We start from the raw sequence: 17,853 nt of genomic DNA on the forward strand, positions 1-17,853 counted from the left end.
TGAGGACGGAGGCGGTCACCGCGACGGTTTGGGAGGAGGGTGCCGCCGGCTGTGCGGAGCTCCCGGACGGAGGCGCCGGGGTGGTGCTGACCGGGCGCACGTACTGGGCGGACACCCATCCGGTGCGGCCGTTGGGGAGGCGGACCTGCAGCCAGCCGGCCTGCTGTTTTTGCACCGTCAGGCGGGTGTCGCGCTTCACCTTGGTGACGATGGCGTAGGTGGTGCCCGGTCCGCTCCGGACGTTGAGGACGGAGGCGGTCACCGCAACCGTTTGGGAGGAGGGTGCCGCCGGCTGTGCGGAGCTTCCGGAGGAAGGCGCCGGGGAGGCGCTGACCGGGCGGACGTACTGTCCGGACACCCACCCGGAGCGACCGTTTGGCAGGCGGACCTGCAGCCAGCCGGCCTGCTGTTTTTGCATCGTCAGGCGGGTGTTGCGCAGCACCTTCGTGATGATGGCGTAGTGGGTACCCGGTCCGGCCCGCACGTTGAGGACGGAAGCCGTGACGGCGACCTGGGAAGCTGTCGCGGCCTGAACCGTATGGATCGGCAGGTACGCTTCCAAAGTTGACGCGAGAAGGGCGAGCGCCATTGCCACCGCCAAGCGGCGCGATTTGGGGTTGGCGTTCATGGCGATCGCCTCCTCCTCTGAGGGTTCTTACCGTTGTTCCATCATTCGACAGGGACGCGAAAAATCCTGTTCCGTGTCGGAAAAATGGGCATTTGGACCGGGGAAAAAGGACGGTATGGACCCATGAAAAACGGAAATCCTAATCCTCGGAATGGCAAACCGAGGAGGCTTTCCAATGCGGCAACATGACCAGGAACAGCTGGCCCAAGAGATGGCGCGGCGCCTGATGAGCGTCGATTTTCACGACTTTTTGGAACGCGCCTCCCGCTTGGACGACGTGGAACTGGCCCGGGAATGGGGGCTTTCGGTGTGGGAGGTGCGCATGCTGCGCAGGCGCATCCAGCGGCGCTAAGCGCTTTTCTTTTCGCGCCAAAAGCCCTATAATAGCCGTGATGCAAAACGTGAGCGGTGCACATGGCAATTCGTGAGGGCATCCCGGGAGATACCGGGGTTTTTCCGTTGAAAGGGGAGATGGGCCGGTGCGGCTGTTTGTCGAATGCGCGGAACCCTACGCGCGGGAATTGGAACTGATCGCCAAGCTCTTCTTTGATGACCTGGCTTTTCTGCGCGACGCGACGGACGGGGCCTCGTGGCGCGCCCGCGTGACGGTCGAGGAGGGCGACGGTGACGAACCGGTTCGCGCGAAGGCCGAACTCAGGACGCCGGAGCGGACCTATCGCGCGGAGCACGCGCGCCCGGTGCGCTTTGTGGGCGAGGCGCGCGCGCGGCAGAAGGCGGCCAAGAAGGCGGCGGCGTACGTGTTTCTCGATGTGTTGGAACAGGCCACCGGCGTGCGCCAGCCCTGGGGCGTGCTGACCGGCGTGCGGCCGACAAAGCTGTACCACCAGTTCGTGCAAGCCGGGCACACGCCTGAGGAGATCGCCGCCATCCTCGAAAGCGAGTACCGCCTGACCCCGGAAAAGGTGGACCTGCTTGCCCGCATCGTCGCCCGCCAGCGCACCGTACTGCCCGACTTGTACGAGCTGGACGGCGAAGTCAGCTTGTACATCGGCATCCCCTTCTGCCCGACCAAGTGCGCCTACTGCACCTTCCCGGCCTACGACATCCGCGGCCAGCAGGGCTCGGTGGACGACTTTCTGCGCGCCCTCCTCGACGAGATCGCCCAGGTGGGCGCCTGGCTGCGCGAGCGGAATCTTCCCGTCACGTCGATCTACGTTGGCGGGGGCACGCCGACGAGCCTTACCGCCGAGCAGCTGGACACGCTGCTTGACGCGTTGCGCGCCCACGTGCCGCACGTCGACCGGGTGCGCGAGTGGACCGTCGAGGCCGGTCGTCCGGACACGATCACGCCGGAGAAGATCGCCGTTCTGAAGAAACACGGCGTCGGCCGCATCAGCGTCAACCCGCAGTCCTTCACCCAGGCCACGCTGGAGGCCATCGGCCGCCATCACACGGTGGGGGAGACGATCGAGGCGTTTCACTTGGCCCGCCGGATGGGCGTCGACAACATCAACATGGACCTGATCATCGGCCTCCCCGGAGAGGGCACAGGCCACCTGCGCCACTCCCTGGACATGGTGGGCCGGCTTCAGCCCGATTCGCTCACCATCCACACGCTGGCCTTCAAACGCGCTTCGGCGATGACGCAGAACCGCGAGGCGTACCGGGTGGCCTCCCGCGAGGAGATCCACCGGATGATGGCGCTGGCCGCTTCGTGGACGGCTGCCCACGGGTACCATCCGTACTACCTGTACCGGCAAAAGAACATTCTCGGCAACCTCGAGAATGTTGGGTACGCCAAAGACGGGAAAGAGAGCGTCTACAACATCATCATCATGGAGGAGCGGCACACGATCATCGGCCTTGGCTGCGGTGCGGTGAGCAAGATCATCCTGCCGGGCACGGACAGGGTGATCCGCTTTGCCAACCCCAAGGAACCGAAGGCGTACATCGCGCATTCTCGCGACACGCTGGCCAAGAAGCTGGCGCTGCTCGATGAGGCGTACGGGGCAAAGGCGGCGACGGCGAGCGCATGAGGGACAAAGACAGAAGCGAGCGAACGGCCGTTGGCATGGGTGCGCAACGGGGTTCGCTCGTTTTTGCGTTATCCAAGCGGATTGACGAAAATCAGTCGTTCTCCCCGTCAGAAAACGCATCGAATTGAGTCAAAAAAAAGTGATGTTTGAATTCATTGACGGGCTTCCTTGGGAATGGTAAGATTTTGTAATCAGAAAGGTACAAAAACAGAACTGAGAGGGGATTTCGCACAGGAGTGAAACCATGTTCCGCGAATGGCTTCGTTGTCCGATTGTCCAAGCGCCCATGGCCGGGGGGTGTCCACGCCTGAACTCGTCGCGGCGGTATCGGAGGCTGGCGGCCTTGGGTTTCTCGCGGCCGGCTACAAGACGGCTGAGGCCATGCGGGAAGAAATCCGGGCTGTGCGCACGCGCACCCGCGCGCCTTTCGGGGTCAACCTCTTCGTTCCGAGTCGTGACACCGTCGATCTCCAAGCCGTCTTGCAATATCGAAAGCGTTTAGAGGCTGAGGCGAGACGCCTCGGCGTGGAGCTGGGTGAACCCGTGGCCGATGAGGATGACTGGGAGGCCAAACTCGAGGTTCTCCTGAAGGATCCTGTGCCGGTGGTGAGCTTCACCTTTGGTTGTCCACCACCTGAGGTGATAACGGAGCTCAAGAACCGGGGAACCTGTGTCGTGGTGACGGTCACCACACCTCAAGAGGCCATCGCAGCCAGCCGGGCCGGTGCCGACGCGTTGTGCGTGCAGGGGATGGAAGCCGGAGGGCATCGGGCGTCGTTTCACAACCGGGCCTCTGCCGAGGGGGATTATGGTCTCCTGGCGTTGCTGCGACTCATCCGCGAAGCGGTCCAGTTGCCGCTCATCGCTGCCGGCGGCATCATGCACGGTCGCGATGTGGCGGCCGTGCTGGCGGCAGGGGCTTGCGCGGCCCAGATGGGCACGGCGTTTTTGCGGTGTCCGGAAAGCGGGGCCCATCCGGCCCACAAGGCGGCCCTTGTTGACCCGCGTTTCACTTCGACGACGTTTACGCGCGCCTTTACCGGCCGACGGGCCCGAGGTTTGGTCAACCGCTTTGTGCGGGAATACGACGCCGCCGCACTGGCCGCGTATCCCCATGTGCACCACATAACCCAGCCCCTCCGAAAGGCGGCTGCTCAAGCGGGCAACCCGGAGGGCATGGCGTTGTGGGCGGGTCAAGGGTATCGCCTCGCCCGAGAGATGCCGGCGGCGGAGCTTGTTTACCAGATGATGGACGAAGCGCGCCGCGCCATGGCGGAGGGAGCCCAAACGCTTCAGGTGTCGAGCTGACGTTTCCTCTCGCGGCAATGGCGTCTTCTGGAGGCACCCGCCGAGCAGCGCCAATGGAGTGGTGGGATTGAAAGCAAAAATCGTGCGGATCGGGTTCACCGTTGCGGTGTTCGTTGGCTTGTGGAAAGGGGTCGGACATCTCTGGAATCGAGCGGGCATCCCAGTAACCGGGACGTGGAATGTCATCAGCCTGTTCCTGTCGGTGTTCCTGATCCCCCTCGCCGTGGCCCTCGCGGAGGGGATTGCGGACGTGCTGCGCCGGGGTTCTGAAGCGTCCCGGCGCGTTTTTGACAACAAACGGTCGGGCGATATAGAATAAGGGAGAACTTGTACCCGATGGACGGCTCCTGGCAGGCGGAAACAAGCGAAGACGGGACATCCCATGACGGGGACCGAACCGGAGGCGCCGGCTGTCCAGAGAGGAGGGGCCGCGGCTGCAAGCCCTTCCCTGCCGGTTCCGGGGAGAACGCCCCTGAGGACCCGCGGCGAACGCCGCCGAGGGCGGACCAGTAGCCGCGGGCGCGCGGCCGGCGTTACCGGCAATCGAGGGGGGCGACTGCCCGCGTGTTGTGGAGCGCGGCGGGCAGCGCCCAAGCAGGGTGGCACCGCGGGTGATGGCACGCATCTCTCGTCCCTGATCGGCCGGGATCAGTGTCGAGGGATGTTTTTCTTTTGCGACAAAACGGGATCCGCCCGCCGGATGCACGGGAAAACCATCGCGAAAGCAGGGGGAACGGAGAATGGCCATCCAAAAACCGCGCGGAACGGAGGACATCCTGCCGGGGCAGGCAGAAGCCTGGCAGTACGTGGAACGCAAAGCCCGGGAATGGTTTGCCCGGTACCGGTACCGCGAGATCCGCACGCCGCTGTTTGAACACACCGAACTCTTTCAGCGCGGCGTCGGCGAGACGACGGACATCGTGGAAAAGGAGATGTACACCTTTGCGGACCGCAAAGGGCGCAGCCTCACCCTGCGTCCGGAGGGGACGGCCGGGGTGGTGCGTGCCTTTGTCGAGCACAAGCTGTACGCCGAGCCGGACGTCGTCAAGCTGTATTACCTCGGCCCGATGTTCCGGTACGAGCGGCCCCAGGCCGGGCGGCAGCGCCAGTTCCACCAGATCGGCGTGGAGGCTTTTGGCAGTGCCGACCCGCGCCTTGACGCCGAGGTGATGGAGCTGGCTTGGCGCATCTTCACCGATCTCGGCGTGCAACACCTGCGCCTCGACGTAAACAGCGTCGGCTGCCCGATGTGCCGGCCGCGCCACCGCCAGGCGCTGGTGGAACACCTGGCGGGGGTGAAGGACGAGCTGTGCCCCGACTGCCAGTCGCGCCTTGTGCGCAATCCCTTGCGCGTGCTCGACTGCAAGCAGGAGCGGTGCCAGGAGCTAACCCAGGACGCGCCGACGGTGCTCGACCACCTGTGCGACGCCTGCCGGGCCCATTTCGACGCCGTGCGCAAAGCGCTCGAGGCCCTTGGTGTGCCGTATGCGGTCAACCCGCGCCTGGTGCGCGGCCTCGACTACTACACGCAGACGGCCTTCGAGTTTGTCGTCGAAGGGGAGGGCCACCTGGCGGGGACGATCTGCGGCGGCGGACGGTACAACGGGCTCGTGGCCGAGCTGGGCGGCCCGGACGTGCCGGGCATCGGGTTTGCCTTTGGCGTCGAGCGGCTCCTCTACGTCCTTGCCGCGCAGGGGACCCGCCTTCCCGCCGATGCCGGGCTGGACTGCTTCGTCATCGCCTTGGGCGAGGCGGCCAAGGGCGAGGCGCTCGTGCTGGCGCAGCGGCTGCGCGCGGCGGGGCTTTCGGCCGACGTCGACTACCTCGACCGCAAGCTGAAGGCCCAGTTCAAGGTGGCCGACCGCTACGGCGCGCGCTTTGCCGCCATCCTCGGCGACGACGAGCTTGCCCGCGGCGTCGTGCAGCTGAAGAACCTGGCCACCGGCGAGCAGGAGGCGGTGCCGCTGGCCGATGTGGCCGAAGCCGTACGGCAGCGCCTGAACCGGAGCGAAGGATAACCACGCGTGCGGAAGGAGAAGGGAGGCGATTCCATGTGGACGATCCAACGCACCCATTGGTGTGGCGAATTGCGCCCCAAGCACGTGGGGGCGGAGGTGGGCCTCAACGGCTGGGTGCACCGGCGGCGCGACTTGGGGGACCTGATCTTCATCGACCTGCGCGACCGCACCGGCCTCATCCAGCTCGTCTTTGACCCGTCCATTTCCGAAGAGGCCCACGCCGCGGCGAAGGAGGTGCGCAGCGAGTACGTGCTCGCCGTGCGTGGCAAGGTGGTGGCCCGCACGCCGGAGACGGTCAACCCCAACCTGGCCACAGGCGAAGTGGAGGTGCAGGTGCACGCCGTCGAGGTGGTGAACGCGGCCAAAACGCCGCCCTTTGTCCTCGACGACCGCGCCGAGGTGGACGAGAGCGTGCGCCTCAAGTACCGCTACCTCGACCTGCGCCGTCCCGTCCTGCAGCGCACGCTGATGCTGCGCCACCGCGCGGCCAAGGCCTTCCGCGACTTCCTCGACGCCCAGGGGTTCGTGGAGATCGAAACGCCGATGCTGACGCGCTCCACGCCGGAGGGGGCCCGCGACTACCTGGTGCCGAGCCGCGTCCACCCGGGCCAGTTTTACGCGCTGCCCCAGTCGCCGCAGCTCTTCAAGCAGCTCTTGATGGTGGCCGGCTTCGAGCGCTACTACCAGATCGTCCGCTGCTTCCGCGACGAGGACCTGCGCGCCGACCGGCAGCCGGAGTTCACCCAGGTGGACATTGAGACGTCCTTCCTGCGCGCCGAGCAGATCCAGGAGCTGGTGGAAGCGCTGATCGCCTACGTGTGGAAGGAGACGATCGGCGTCGACGTGCCGCGCCCCTTCCCGCGCCTGTCGTACCAGGAGGCGATGGACCGCTACGGAACGGACAAGCCGGACATCCGCTTCGGCCTCGAGCTGAAGGACGTGTCCGACATCGCCGCCGCGTGCCAGTTCCAGGTGTTCCGCCGCGCCGTGGAGGCCGGCGGCCGCGTCCAGGCCCTCAACGCCAAGGGCTGTGCGGGCTTTAGCCGCAAGGAGATCGCCGCCTACGAGGAGGAGGCCAAGCGCCACGGGGCCAAGGGCTTGGCCTATTTGGCGCGGACGGCGGAGGGCTGGAAGGGGCCCATCGCCAAGTTCTTCACCGAAGGGGAGCTGGCGGCCCTGGCCGAGCGGCTCGAGGCGGAACCGGGCGACCTGCTCTTCTTCTGCGCCGACCAGGCCGAGGTGGTGGCCGCCGTGCTGGGCAACCTGCGGCTGAAGCTGGGGCGGGAGCGGGGGCTCATTCCGGACAACGCCTTCGCGTTCCTGTGGGTGGTCGACTTTCCGCTTCTTACGTACGACGAGGAAGAGGGGCGCTTCGTGGCCAACCACCATCCCTTTACCATGCCGCGGGAGGAAGACATTCCCCTCTTTGACACCGATCCGGCCCGCATCCGCGCCCAGGCCTACGACCTCGTGTGCAACGGCTACGAGATCGCCGGCGGCAGCATCCGCATTCACCGCCGCGACGTGCAGGAGAAGATGTTCCGGGTCCTCGGCTTCACTGAGGAACAGGCGCGGGAGAAGTTTGGCTTTTTGCTCGAGGCCTTCGAATACGGCACGCCGCCCCACGGCGGCATCGCCTTCGGGTTTGACCGTGTGGTGATGCTCCTCGCCGGGCGGAGCAATTTGCGCGAGACGATCGCCTTCCCGAAGACGACCAGCGCCGCCGATCTCATGGTTGGCGCGCCTTCGGAAGTGGACCCGAAGCAACTGGAGGAGCTGCGCATCGCCGTCGTCGACGAGGCGCGCGCAGCGCGTTGAACCGAGGGGCGTTCCTGCAGGCCGCTTCGCCACGCGCGGCCGGAGCGGGACGCCTCGTCCTTTTGAGGTTTCGGTTTTGCTGACGGCTTTTGTCGGCGGGCAGGATTTCGGGGGTCCCGCGTCGAACCTTCGCCGAAAATATCTGACATCGATGGAAGGGTCGGGCGGGAATGGTGGAAGAGAAGAAGCCGTTCATCGAAGCGTTGATTCACGGCGGCGACGTGGTGTGGGTCACCTACGTAGATGGCCAGCGGCGGCAGTGCACGGAGCGCGGGAAGTTTCTCTATATCGTTGGCGATGCGGCCGTGTTTGTCAGCCAGCGGGAAGGGCGCCCCATCGTTCTCCATTTTCGCCGCATCCTGCGCATCGAACCGCCGCATCGCGGCGTGCGTGGGGAAGCGTGAGGAGGGCGCATACTTCTCAAGGGCCGGCTCCCGATCGAGCCGGCCTTGTTATTTCCGACCTTTACACACGGAATTGCCCTAGGTATAATACCGGTGAGACCGCGGGCGAAGGAGCCGAAGGAGCGATCGCCTATGGACCTGTTCGATTATGCCGGCGAACAGGAGCAGCAGCGCATGGCGCCCTTGGCGGCGCGCATGCGGCCGCGCACGCTGGACGAGTTCGTCGGCCAACGGCACATCCTGGGAGAAGGGAAGCTGCTCCGCCGGGCCATCGAGGCCGACCAGCTGTCGTCGCTCATTTTTTATGGCCCGCCGGGGACAGGCAAAACGACGCTGGCCCGCGTCATCGCCAACACGACGAAGAGCCACTTCACCGACCTCAACGCCGTGACGGCGGGCGTCGCCGACATTCGGCGCATCGTCGACGAGGCCAAGGCGCGGCTGGGCATGTACGGCCAGCGCACCATTCTGTTTATCGACGAGATTCATCGCTTCAACAAGGCCCAGCAGGACGCCTTGTTGCCGTATGTGGAAGAGGGCACGGTGATCCTGATCGGGGCCACGACGGAAAACCCCTTCTTTGAAGTGAACGCCGCGCTGCTGTCGCGCTCGCAAATCTTTCCCCTCCATCCGCTTACGGAGGACGAGCTGCGCCTCATTGCCGAGCGCGCGCTCAGCGACGCGGAGCGGGGGCTGGGGGCGCTCAACATCCGCATCGACGAGGATGCTCTGGCGCACCTGATCCGCTATGCGGACGGGGACGCGCGGCGCCTCTTGAACGCCCTTGAGCTGGCCGCCCTCACCACGCGGCCGGGGGCCGACGGCGTCGTGCACATCACCCTGGACGTGGCCGTGGAGTCGATCCAGCGCCCCGCGGTGCGCTACGACAAGTCGGGGGACAACCATTACGACACCATCTCGGCGTTCATCAAATCGATCCGCGGCTCCGATCCCGACGCGGCGCTGTACTGGCTGGCGCGCATGCTCGATGCCGGGGAAGACCCGCGCTTCATCGCCCGCCGCCTCGTCATCTCCGCCGCCGAGGACATCGGCAACGCCGACCCGCAGGCGTTGCAGGTGGCGGTAGCCGCCTTCCATGCGCTGGAGCTCGTCGGCATGCCGGAGGGGCGCATCCCCCTGGCCCAGGCGGTCACCTACCTGGCCACGGCGCCGAAGAGCAACGCGTCCTATGTGGCCATCAACGAGGCCCTGCGCATGGTGCGCGAAGAGGGCCATCGCCCGGTGCCCCCGCACCTGCGCGACGCCAACTACAAGGGAGCGGCGGCCTTGGGGCACGGCCAGGGCTACCTGTACCCGCACGACTACCCGGGCCATTTCGTGCCGCAGCGCTACCTGCCCGAGGGCGTGGACGTCGTGTTTTACCGCCCGTCCGAGAACGGCTACGAACGGGAGATCGGCGAGCGGCTTTCGCGCTGGCGCGCCCGCCAGCGGGAGGGCGTATAGGGGACGGCTGCGCAGCAAAGGCTGAATGTGATGCGGAAAACGCCGCGGGTGTGCTGCCTGCCGAACCGGAGAGCAAACCGTCAAAGGGGTGGGAAAGGTGAAGGTTTCCACCAGAGGGCGCTACGGGCTTACCATCATGATGGAGCTGGCCCGTCGTTATGGGGAAGGGCCCACGTCGCTCAAGACGATCGCCCAGAAGCACGACCTGTCCGAGCATTATCTGGAGCAGCTCGTCGCGCCGCTGCGCAACGCCGGTCTGGTGAAGAGCGTGCGCGGGGCCCACGGCGGGTACATGCTGGCGCGCGAGCCGGAGCGCATTACTGCCGGTGACATCCTGCGCGTGTTGGAAGGCCCGCTCTCTCCCGTCGACGAGGAAGAGGACGACCCGGCCAAGCGGGAGTTGTGGGCGCGCATTCGCGACAAGGTGACGGAAGTGCTCGATTCGACCACCCTGGCCGATCTGCTCACCTTCGGCCGGGAAAGTGACGAGGACTACTACATGTTCTACATCTGATGGAGGCGTCGCACATGAACCCGATCTACCTGGACCACGCGGCGTCGATGCCCGTGCATCCGGACGTGGTCGCGGCGATGGTGCCGTACCTCACGGAGCATTTTGGCAACCCGTCGAGCATCCACGGCTTTGGGCGCAAGGTGCGCCTGGCCATTGAGGACGCCCGGGAGACGGTGGCCCGGGCGCTGGGCACCGATCCGGCGCGCATCGTCTTCACCAGCGGGGGGACGGAGGCCGACAACCTCGCCCTCTTCGGCCCCGCCTTCGCGCACCGGGAAAAGGGCAAAACGCACCTCGTGACGACGCAGATCGAACACCACGCCGTGCTCGAGGCGTGCCAACACCTTGAGCGCCTCGGCTTTTCGGTCACCTACTTGCCCGTCGACCGCACCGGCCGCGTCGACCCCGACGACGTGGCGCGGGCCATCCGCCCGGAGACGGTGCTTGTCAGCGTGATGTACGGCAACAACGAGGTGGGAACGCTTCAGCCCATCGCCGAGATCGGGCGCATCTGCCGCGAACGCGGGGTGTATTTCCACACCGACGCCGTGCAGGCCTTTGGCGTCGAGCCCATCGACGTCGCGACCCTGTCGGTCGACCTTCTGACGGTTTCAGCGCACAAGATCGGCGGCCCCAAGGGCGTCGGCGCCCTGTACGTGGCCCGCGAGGTCGTGATGTACCCGCACCTTTTCGGCGGGAACCAGGAGCGCAAGCGGCGGGCGGGAACGGAAAACGTGCCCGGCATCATCGGCTTTGCCAAGGCCGTTGAGATCGCGATGGCCGAGCGCGAGAAGCGGCGGGAGCGGTACCGGGCGCTTCGCCGGCTGATGCTCTCGGTGTGGGAGGCGCGCGGCATCGACCACGTCGTCAACGGCCATCCGGAAGCCTTCCTGCCCCACGTGCTCAACGTCAGCTTCCCCGGCGTGGACACGGAAACGATGCTGATGAACCTCGACTTGGCCGGCATCGCCGCCTCCAGCGGTTCGGCCTGCACGTCGGGCTCGCTGGAGCGGTCCCACGTGCTGAAGGCGATGAACCTGCCCCCCGAAGTGGTGGACTCGGCGGTGCGCTTCAGCTTCGGCCCGGGCAACACCGAGGAGGACGTGCGCGCGGCGGCCGAGCGCGTGGCCGACATCGTCGAGCGCCTGCGCGGGCGGAAATAAGGCGAGGCTGACGCGGCGGGAAAAGGGGCGATGGACGTGTGGGCGGTGGGACCTCCAAACCGAGGGGGTGTTCCCACCCGAAACATCCGGTATACTAAAGATCAAAGATCAAACCCTCTTGAACCAAAGGAAGTCGAGGTGGGAACCGTGTACGACGTGGCCGTTGTGGGTGCCGGTCCGGCCGGCGCCAGCGCCGCCCTCTTTCTGGCCAAAGCCGGAAAGAAGACCCTGGTCATCGACAGCGACCAGAGCATCACGAAACGGGCCTGGATCGAAAACCATTACGGCGTGGAGGCCATCGCCGGCCCCGATCTGGTGGAGCTCGGCAAGAAGCAAGCGGCCAAATTCGGGGCGGAACTTGTGGCGGGGAAGGTGACGAACATCGTCCCGGCGGGCGACGGCTTCCGCTTGGAAACCGAAGACGGAAAGACGTATGAGGCCAAGCAGGTGATTTTGGCCACGGGGGTGGCCGTCGAGCTGGCCGAGAAAATCGGCCTCCGGACCAAACCCGGAACGGAGCCGCGAATCAAGACGGTCATCGACGTCGACCCGGCCGGCAAAACCAGCGTCCCCGGCGTCTGGGCGGCGGGCACGGTGGCCGGCTGCAGCGTGCACACAATCATCACCGCCGGCGACGGGGCGCGGGTGGCCATCAACCTGATCAGCGAGCTGAACGGCGAACGCTACGTCGACCACGACGTCCTGAAGGCGTAGCACACCGGCATGCGGAGGATGGAGGGAGAGGGAGCCGAATGCTCCCTTCTCTCTTTTTCCGGGTGCCGTCGCATGGCGCCATTTGCCGAAGCGGAACACCGCCGGATAGGGACAAGGGCCGAATGTGGTACAATAAAAAAACAGGCTGTCCGGGATAAGGAAGGGATCTTCTCATGGCGAAAAAAGTGGTTGTGGCGATGAGCGGCGGCGTCGACAGCTCGGTGACGGCCGCCCTGATGAAACAGGCGGGCTACGAGGTGATCGGCATCACCATGCGTCTGTACCAGCCCGACGACCCGCTGGAGCAGGCCAACTACACGGGGGGCTGCTGTTCCCTCGACGATGTGTACGATGCCCGCCGCGTGTGCGAGCAGCTCGGCATTCCCCACTACGCCGTCAACTTCAAGCACGAGTTCAACGAAAAGGTGATCGCCTACTTCGAGCGCGAATACAAGCGCGGGCGCACGCCCAACCCGTGCATCGCCTGCAACATCTACATGAAGTACGACCTGCTCCTGCAGAAGGCCCTTGACCTGGGCGCCGACTACCTGGCTACCGGGCACTACGCCGTTCGCGAATACGACGAGGCGCGGGGCCGCTTCGTGCTGAAAAAAGGCGTCGACCCGCGCAAGGACCAGTCCTACGTGCTCTGCCACATGACGCAGGAGCAGCTGAAGCATACGCTGTTTCCGCTCGGGAAGTACCGCAAGGACCAGGTGCGCCAGATGGCCAAGGAATTTGGCCTGCGCGTGTACAACAAGCCGGACAGCCAGGAAATCTGCTTCATTCCCAACAACGACTACAAGGCGTTTATCCAGAAGCGGTCCAAGGACGAGATCAAGGAAGGGTACATCTACGACACGAAGGGGAACATCGTTGGCAAGCACAAGGGCATCCCCTTCTACACCATCGGCCAGCGCCACGGGCTGGGCCTCAACCTGGGCCGTCCGGTCTATGTTGTGGACATCATCCCCGAGCGCAACGCCATCGTCGTCGGGGGGCCGGAGGATGTCCTCGGCACGGAGCTCGTGGCCGACAGCGTGAACTGGATCGCCATCCCCGAACTCACGGAGCCGATCCGCGTCGAGGCGAAGATCCGCTCCCAGGCTGAGCCCGCCCCGTGCACCGTCACGCCCCTCGAGGACGGGCGCGTCCACGTGCGCTTTGACGAGCCGCAGCGGGCCATCACCCCGGGGCAGACCATCGCCTTCTACGACGGCGACCTCGTCGTCGGCGGGGCGATCATCGACAAGCGCATCCTGCCCCATGCAGAAGACGAAGCGGAACCGGCGGTGCCGGCGACAACGTGACCGGCTGCGCGGCTGCCGCAGCGCCCCCAACCGCATGCGCAAACAAAGCGAGCCGCCCGGCAGGCGGGATTTGCCCCGCGCCGGGCGGTTTTCTGCTGCGGCCCTTGTGCTAGAATGGACAGGGAAACGTTGGATGCGGAGGGACGGCCATGCGCGAGGACACGGAGCAGCTGGCCCTGTTTGGCGGCGGCTTTTTGAAGGGGGAAATCCTCCACGAGATCTTCCACAACGACGAGACGCTGTACACGGTGGCCCGGGTGAAGGTCCTCGAGGCGTCGGAGGAGGGCGCGCCGGACGAGGCGGTGGTGGTGGGCCATTTTCCGCGCCCCCACCCGGACGAGCAGTACATCTTCTACGGCGAGTGGGTCGACCATCCCAAGTTCGGCCGCCAGTACCACGCCCGGCGCTTTGAGAAGGCCCTGCCGAAGACGCGGGCCGGCCTCATCAAGTACCTTTCCAGCGGCCTGTTTCCGGGCGTGGGGAAGAAGACGGCGGAGAAAATCGTCGACCGCTTCGGCGAGCAGGCCCTCACCGTCATCGCCCAGACCCCGGAGCGGCTCGAGGAGATTCCTGGCCTGTCGGCGGCGAAAGCGCGCAAGATCCACGAGGCCGTCCTCGAGCACCAGGCCCTGGAGCAGGCCCTCGTCTTCTTGTACGAGTTTGGCATCGGCACCGCCCTGGCCCTGCGCATCTACCAGGTGTACCGCCACGACACCCTGCGCGTGCTGCGGGAAGACCCGTACCGCCTCATCGTCGACGTGGAGGGCGTCGGCTTCAAGCGGGCCGACGAGATCGGCCGGGCCATGGGCGTGGCCGTGGATTCCCCCCGGCGGTTGCGGGCGGCCTGCCTCCACCTCTTGCAGGAGGCGGCCCACGGCGGCGGCCACGCCTTTCTTCCCGTGCCCGAGCTGGTCGGGCGGGTGGTGCGCCTCCTCGACGAAAGCGGCGACCACCGCTTTTCCGACGCCGACGTGGAGCGGGAAATCCTCGCCCTGCACGAGGAAGGGCAGGTGGTGGTGGAGGGGGCGCGCTGCTACCTGCCGTCGCTGTACTGGGCCGAGGTGGGCGTGGCGCGCCACGTGGCCCGGTTGCTCGCAACGCCGGCAGTGGAGCGCTTTTCCGACGACGAGGTGCGCGCGGCCCTGGCGGCGGTGGAAGAGGAACTGGGCATTCGCTACGCCCCGTCCCAGCGCCTGGCCATCGAGACGGCGGTGCGCGAGCCGCTCATGATCCTCACCGGCGGGCCGGGGACGGGCAAGACGACGGTGCTGCGCGGCCTGTGCCGCCTCTTTGCGCGGCTGTGGAAGCTGCCCCTCGATCCCGCCGCCTACCGCGCGCCAGACAGCCCGCCCTACCCCATCCTGCTGGTGGCGCCGACGGGACGCGCCGCCAAGCGGATGGGCGAGGCCACCGGCCTGCCGGCGATGACCGTGCACCGCCTGCTCGGCTGGCGCGGCGACGCGGTGGAGCGCGACGCCGACAACCCGCTGGAAGGGAGGCTCCTCATCGTCGACGAGACGTCGATGATGGACATCTGGCTGACCAACCAGCTGCTCCGCGCCGTGCCCCGCGGCATGCGCGTCCTCTTCGTCGGCGACGCCGACCAGCTGCCGTCGGTGGGTCCGGGGAACGTCCTGGCCGACCTCATCGCTTCGCACCGCGTGCCCGTGGTGCGCCTCACCGACGTCTACCGCCAGGCCGAGGGCTCCTCGATCATCCGCCTGGCCCACGCCGTGAAGGACGGGGTGCTGCCCGACGACTTTGCCGATCCCCTTCCCGACCGCCGCTTTTTTCCCTGCAGCGGCGAGACGTGCGTCGAGGTGATCAAGCAGGTGTGCACCGCTGCGCTGGCCAAGGGGTACGCGGCGCGGGACATTCAGGTGCTTGCCCCGATGTACCGCGGCCCCGCCGGCGTCGACCAGCTCAACCGCGAGCTGCAGGCCCTCTTCAATCCGCCGGCGCCGGGCAAGGGCGAGCTGGAGCTGGGGGAGACGGTGTTCCGCGTGGGGGACAAGGTGCTCCAGCTCGTCAACAACCCGGAGGCGCAGGTGTTCAACGGCGACATCGGCGAGGTGGTGGCCATCTTGTCGCCGGAGGAAGTCGGGGAGCGGGAGCCGGTGGTTGTCGTCCGCTTCGATGCCCACGAGGTGCGCTACCGCCGCAGCCAGCTCCACCAGCTCACCCTGGCCTACTGCTGCTCCATCCACAAGGCCCAGGGCAGCGAGTTTCCCATTGTCATCTTGCCCCTCCTGCGCGCCCACTGGCGCATGTTGCGGCGCAACCTCCTGTACACCGGCGTCACCCGCGCCAAATCGTACCTGATTCTGTGCGGCGAGCGCGCCGCCTTTGCCCACGCGGCCCGCTGCGCGGACGACCGCGAGCGGTTTACGGCGCTCATTGAGCGGCTGGCGCAAACGGTGGACGGCATGCCAGCAGGCGGGGAGGATGAAGCCGTGGCGGATGGGCAGACTAACGGGTGAGCGGGGTCTGGCGCCAAGGGGAGCGGGCAAGGTGTGTCCCTTTTCCAGCGGAGAACCAGCCGGAGCGGACGTCTGGCTTGGCTGCCCCTGAGGGGAATAGGACGGGGAAGGTCTGGCCATCCTGATACCGATGATTTCCATCGGAACGCTTGAGCAGGGGAGGCCAGACCATGTGGCAATGTCCGAACTGCAAACGGAAGGACGTTGGGAAAGTGGGCAGCCATCAGTTCTACTGCTGGAACTGCCTCATCGAATACAGCGTGATGGGCGGACAGGTTCACGTGTACGCCGTGGAGGAGGACGGCTCGCTCAGCTCCCTGGACGATCTGTTTGCGCCCGAGGAACTCCGCCTACAGCCGTAACGAGGAAGGAGGAGGCCGATGAACGGCAGAGGCTGGCTCGTTACCGCACTGGCCGGGGGCCTGTTGATGGTGGCGGCGGTGATGGCCGCGCGGCGAAACGCGCCCGCCGCACGCTGGAGGCGGATGATGCGCATGGGGCGGTGGGCGGTGCGCATGGCGCCGGCCTGGCGGATGGTCCCTGTTGCGTCCAGCATGCGCCCCCTGCTGTCGGCCCGCCTCATGGCTCGGGCCGGGCGCCAGTTGGCCCGCCTGTGGCGATGACGGGGACGTTGGGGGCCTGAGGGCGCGACGAGGAAGCCCTTTGAACCCGGGTTCAGAGGGCTTTTTTGAGGCGAGCGGAGGTGTGGCCGTGGACGGCGGAAAGGACGCGCGCAAAGGGAGATGGCTGCTGGCGGCGGGGGTGATCCTCCTTGCCGTGTACCTCATCACCCTCGTCATGCCGGTGCTGTCGAGGGTCTTTTCCTTTTTGACCACCCTCGCCATGCCCTTCGTGTTGGCCTTCATCATCGCCTATTTGCTCCATCCCCTCGTGCGCCGGTTTACGCGCCGCCGCGTGCCGCGCCCCGTCGCCGTCATCCTCACCTACGCCCTGTTTCTCGCCGTGGCCACGGTGGCGGCCCTCCGCGTCACGCCCGAGGTGTTGGCGCAGATGCGCGAGCTGGCCCGGCAGCTCCCGCAGTGGGCGGCGGCGTACCAGCAGTGGCTCGACTGGTTCCATCTGCAGGTATACCAGCTCCCCGACGGTTTCCGCCAGGGCATCGCCGCCTCCATTGCCCAGGTGGAGACGCGCACGAACCAATGGATGACCTCCTGGCTGGACGGCCTGGAAGACCGCCTCAAGCAGGCCATGGTCCTGTTTGTGGCGCCCTTCATCGCGTATTACATCCTGCGCGACTTCGGACGGCTCAAGAAAACGGCGCTGGAATTCGTGCCCCGCCGCCATCGCCGCCGCGTGCTGCGCCTGCTGCGCGACATCGACCGCACCCTCGGCAGCTACATCCGCGGCCAGCTGCTCGTCTGCCTCGTGGTCGGCGTGCTGGCCTACGTCGGCTACCGCCTCATCGACCTGCCGTATCCCCTCTTTTTGGCGGCGATCGTGGGCGTGACGAACATCATCCCCTATTTTGGGCCCATCCTCGGCATGATCCCAGCCCTTCTCGTCGCCGTCACCGTGTCGGCCAAAATGGCCCTTCTGGTCGTTGTGGTCAACTTTACCATCCAGTTTATCGAGGGCAACATCGCCTCGCCGCTCATCGTCGGGCGCACGCTCCACCTGCACCCGCTGTGGATCATCCTCGCCCTCCTGGCCGGCGGCGAGCTGGGCGGCATCGTGGGGATGATCTTTGCCGTGCCGGCGTTTGCCGTGCTGAAGGTGCTCGTGCAGCATGCGGTGATGTATGCGGCGGTGAGGAGGTAGAGCCCTGTGCTTGCGCCGATGAGAGAAAATGGGAGGGGAAATCGTGCAGGGGCGACCATTTCGCAGCAGCGCATCCTTTGGCAAACGGCAGGAGTATGTGGTCATTGCTGAGCTCCTCCGCCGTGGATTTGATGTGTATCAAACCCTTGTGGATGACCAGGGGATCGATTGCGTGATCCGTCAAGAGCGGGATGGGGGATCAAGTCCAAATCTCTGTGTAAAATTGCCCCTCGGCTCGAACGGGCTTATCCCAAGA

Annotated in this window: 17 protein-coding genes and 1 pseudogene; 17 read left to right on the top strand and 1 reads right to left on the bottom strand. The window is 66.1% G+C overall.

Translation table 11 applies throughout. From position 1 onward, the window contains the following. Nucleotides 1–628, bottom strand: a 628-nt coding sequence (locus IEX61_RS10100) for an SH3 domain-containing protein (protein ID WP_188817879.1), incomplete at its 3' end; no start/stop codon positions are given. A gap of 175 nt (nt 629–803) precedes the next feature. On the opposite strand from IEX61_RS10100, the gene IEX61_RS10105 reads away from it, so the two are divergent. The 17 genes and pseudogenes from IEX61_RS10105 to IEX61_RS12535 form a co-directional block, all read left to right on the top strand. Beyond that, the gene (locus IEX61_RS10105; protein ID WP_172673671.1) at nt 804–980 is read left to right on the top strand and encodes a hypothetical protein; all 177 of its coding nucleotides are present in this window, start codon (nt 804–806) and stop codon (nt 978–980) included. Nucleotides 981–1,107: 127 nt separating this feature from the next. Continuing rightward, entirely contained in the window at nt 1,108–2,625 is a 1,518-nt protein-coding gene (locus IEX61_RS10110) for a coproporphyrinogen III oxidase (protein WP_188817881.1), read from the top strand. Nucleotides 2,626–2,869: 244 nt separating this feature from the next. Beyond that, a pseudogene (locus tag IEX61_RS10115) lies at nt 2,870–3,933 on the top strand (nitronate monooxygenase). 58 nt (nt 3,934–3,991) lie between these two features. Next, entirely contained in the window at nt 3,992–4,252 is a 261-nt protein-coding gene (locus IEX61_RS10120) for a hypothetical protein (RefSeq protein ID WP_229725833.1), read from the top strand. A 421-nt stretch (nt 4,253–4,673) separates the two neighbouring features. Further along, nucleotides 4,674–5,951, top strand: coding sequence for a histidine--tRNA ligase (gene hisS / locus IEX61_RS10125; RefSeq protein WP_188817883.1), 1,278 nt, complete (start codon nt 4,674–4,676; stop codon nt 5,949–5,951). A 33-nt stretch (nt 5,952–5,984) separates the two neighbouring features. Beyond that, complete coding sequence (aspS, locus tag IEX61_RS10130) at nt 5,985–7,769, top strand: aspartate--tRNA ligase (RefSeq protein ID WP_188817886.1); 1,785 nt, start codon at nt 5,985–5,987, stop codon at nt 7,767–7,769. A gap of 170 nt (nt 7,770–7,939) precedes the next feature. After that, nucleotides 7,940–8,173 carry a hypothetical protein gene (locus IEX61_RS10135; protein WP_054670437.1) on the top strand — a complete coding sequence of 78 codons (234 nt, stop codon included), beginning with the start codon at nt 7,940–7,942 and terminating at the stop codon, nt 8,171–8,173. A gap of 132 nt (nt 8,174–8,305) precedes the next feature. After that, nucleotides 8,306–9,637, top strand: coding sequence for an AAA family ATPase (locus IEX61_RS10140; RefSeq protein WP_188817888.1), 1,332 nt, complete (start codon nt 8,306–8,308; stop codon nt 9,635–9,637). 97 nt (nt 9,638–9,734) lie between these two features. Then, nucleotides 9,735–10,151 carry a cysteine metabolism transcriptional regulator CymR gene (gene cymR / locus IEX61_RS10145; RefSeq protein ID WP_188817890.1) on the top strand — a complete coding sequence of 139 codons (417 nt, stop codon included), beginning with the start codon at nt 9,735–9,737 and terminating at the stop codon, nt 10,149–10,151. A 14-nt stretch (nt 10,152–10,165) separates the two neighbouring features. Further along, nucleotides 10,166–11,314, top strand: a complete 1,149-nt coding sequence (locus IEX61_RS10150; RefSeq protein ID WP_188817892.1) for a cysteine desulfurase family protein — start codon at nt 10,166–10,168, stop codon at nt 11,312–11,314. 147 nt (nt 11,315–11,461) lie between these two features. Then, a complete protein-coding gene (locus IEX61_RS10155; RefSeq protein ID WP_054670445.1) occupies nt 11,462–12,028 on the top strand; it encodes an NAD(P)/FAD-dependent oxidoreductase in 567 nt (188 codons plus the stop codon). Between the two features lie 173 nt (nt 12,029–12,201). After that, a complete protein-coding gene (gene mnmA, locus IEX61_RS10160; protein ID WP_054670441.1) occupies nt 12,202–13,338 on the top strand; it encodes a tRNA 2-thiouridine(34) synthase MnmA in 1,137 nt (378 codons plus the stop codon). 149 nt (nt 13,339–13,487) lie between these two features. Further along, on the top strand, nt 13,488–15,818 hold the full coding sequence (gene recD2, locus IEX61_RS10165; protein ID WP_188817894.1) for an SF1B family DNA helicase RecD2: 2,331 nt from the start codon (nt 13,488–13,490) through the stop codon (nt 15,816–15,818). Between the two features lie 170 nt (nt 15,819–15,988). Continuing rightward, on the top strand, nt 15,989–16,180 hold the full coding sequence (locus IEX61_RS10170) for a YrzR-like zinc ribbon domain (RefSeq protein ID WP_054673258.1): 192 nt from the start codon (nt 15,989–15,991) through the stop codon (nt 16,178–16,180). Nucleotides 16,181–16,198: 18 nt separating this feature from the next. Next, nucleotides 16,199–16,441 (top strand): hypothetical protein, encoded by a 243-nt coding sequence (locus tag IEX61_RS10175; RefSeq protein WP_188817895.1) that lies wholly within the window; start codon nt 16,199–16,201, stop codon nt 16,439–16,441. A gap of 88 nt (nt 16,442–16,529) precedes the next feature. Next, entirely contained in the window at nt 16,530–17,597 is a 1,068-nt protein-coding gene (locus IEX61_RS10180; protein ID WP_188817897.1) for an AI-2E family transporter, read from the top strand. Between the two features lie 43 nt (nt 17,598–17,640). Next, a partial coding sequence (locus IEX61_RS12535; RefSeq protein ID WP_229725834.1) for a hypothetical protein occupies nt 17,641–17,853 on the top strand: 213 nt, incomplete at its 3' end.

This window comes from Calditerricola satsumensis, from assembly GCF_014646935.1.
Taxonomy (GTDB): domain Bacteria; phylum Bacillota; class Bacilli; order Calditerricolales; family Calditerricolaceae; genus Calditerricola; species Calditerricola satsumensis.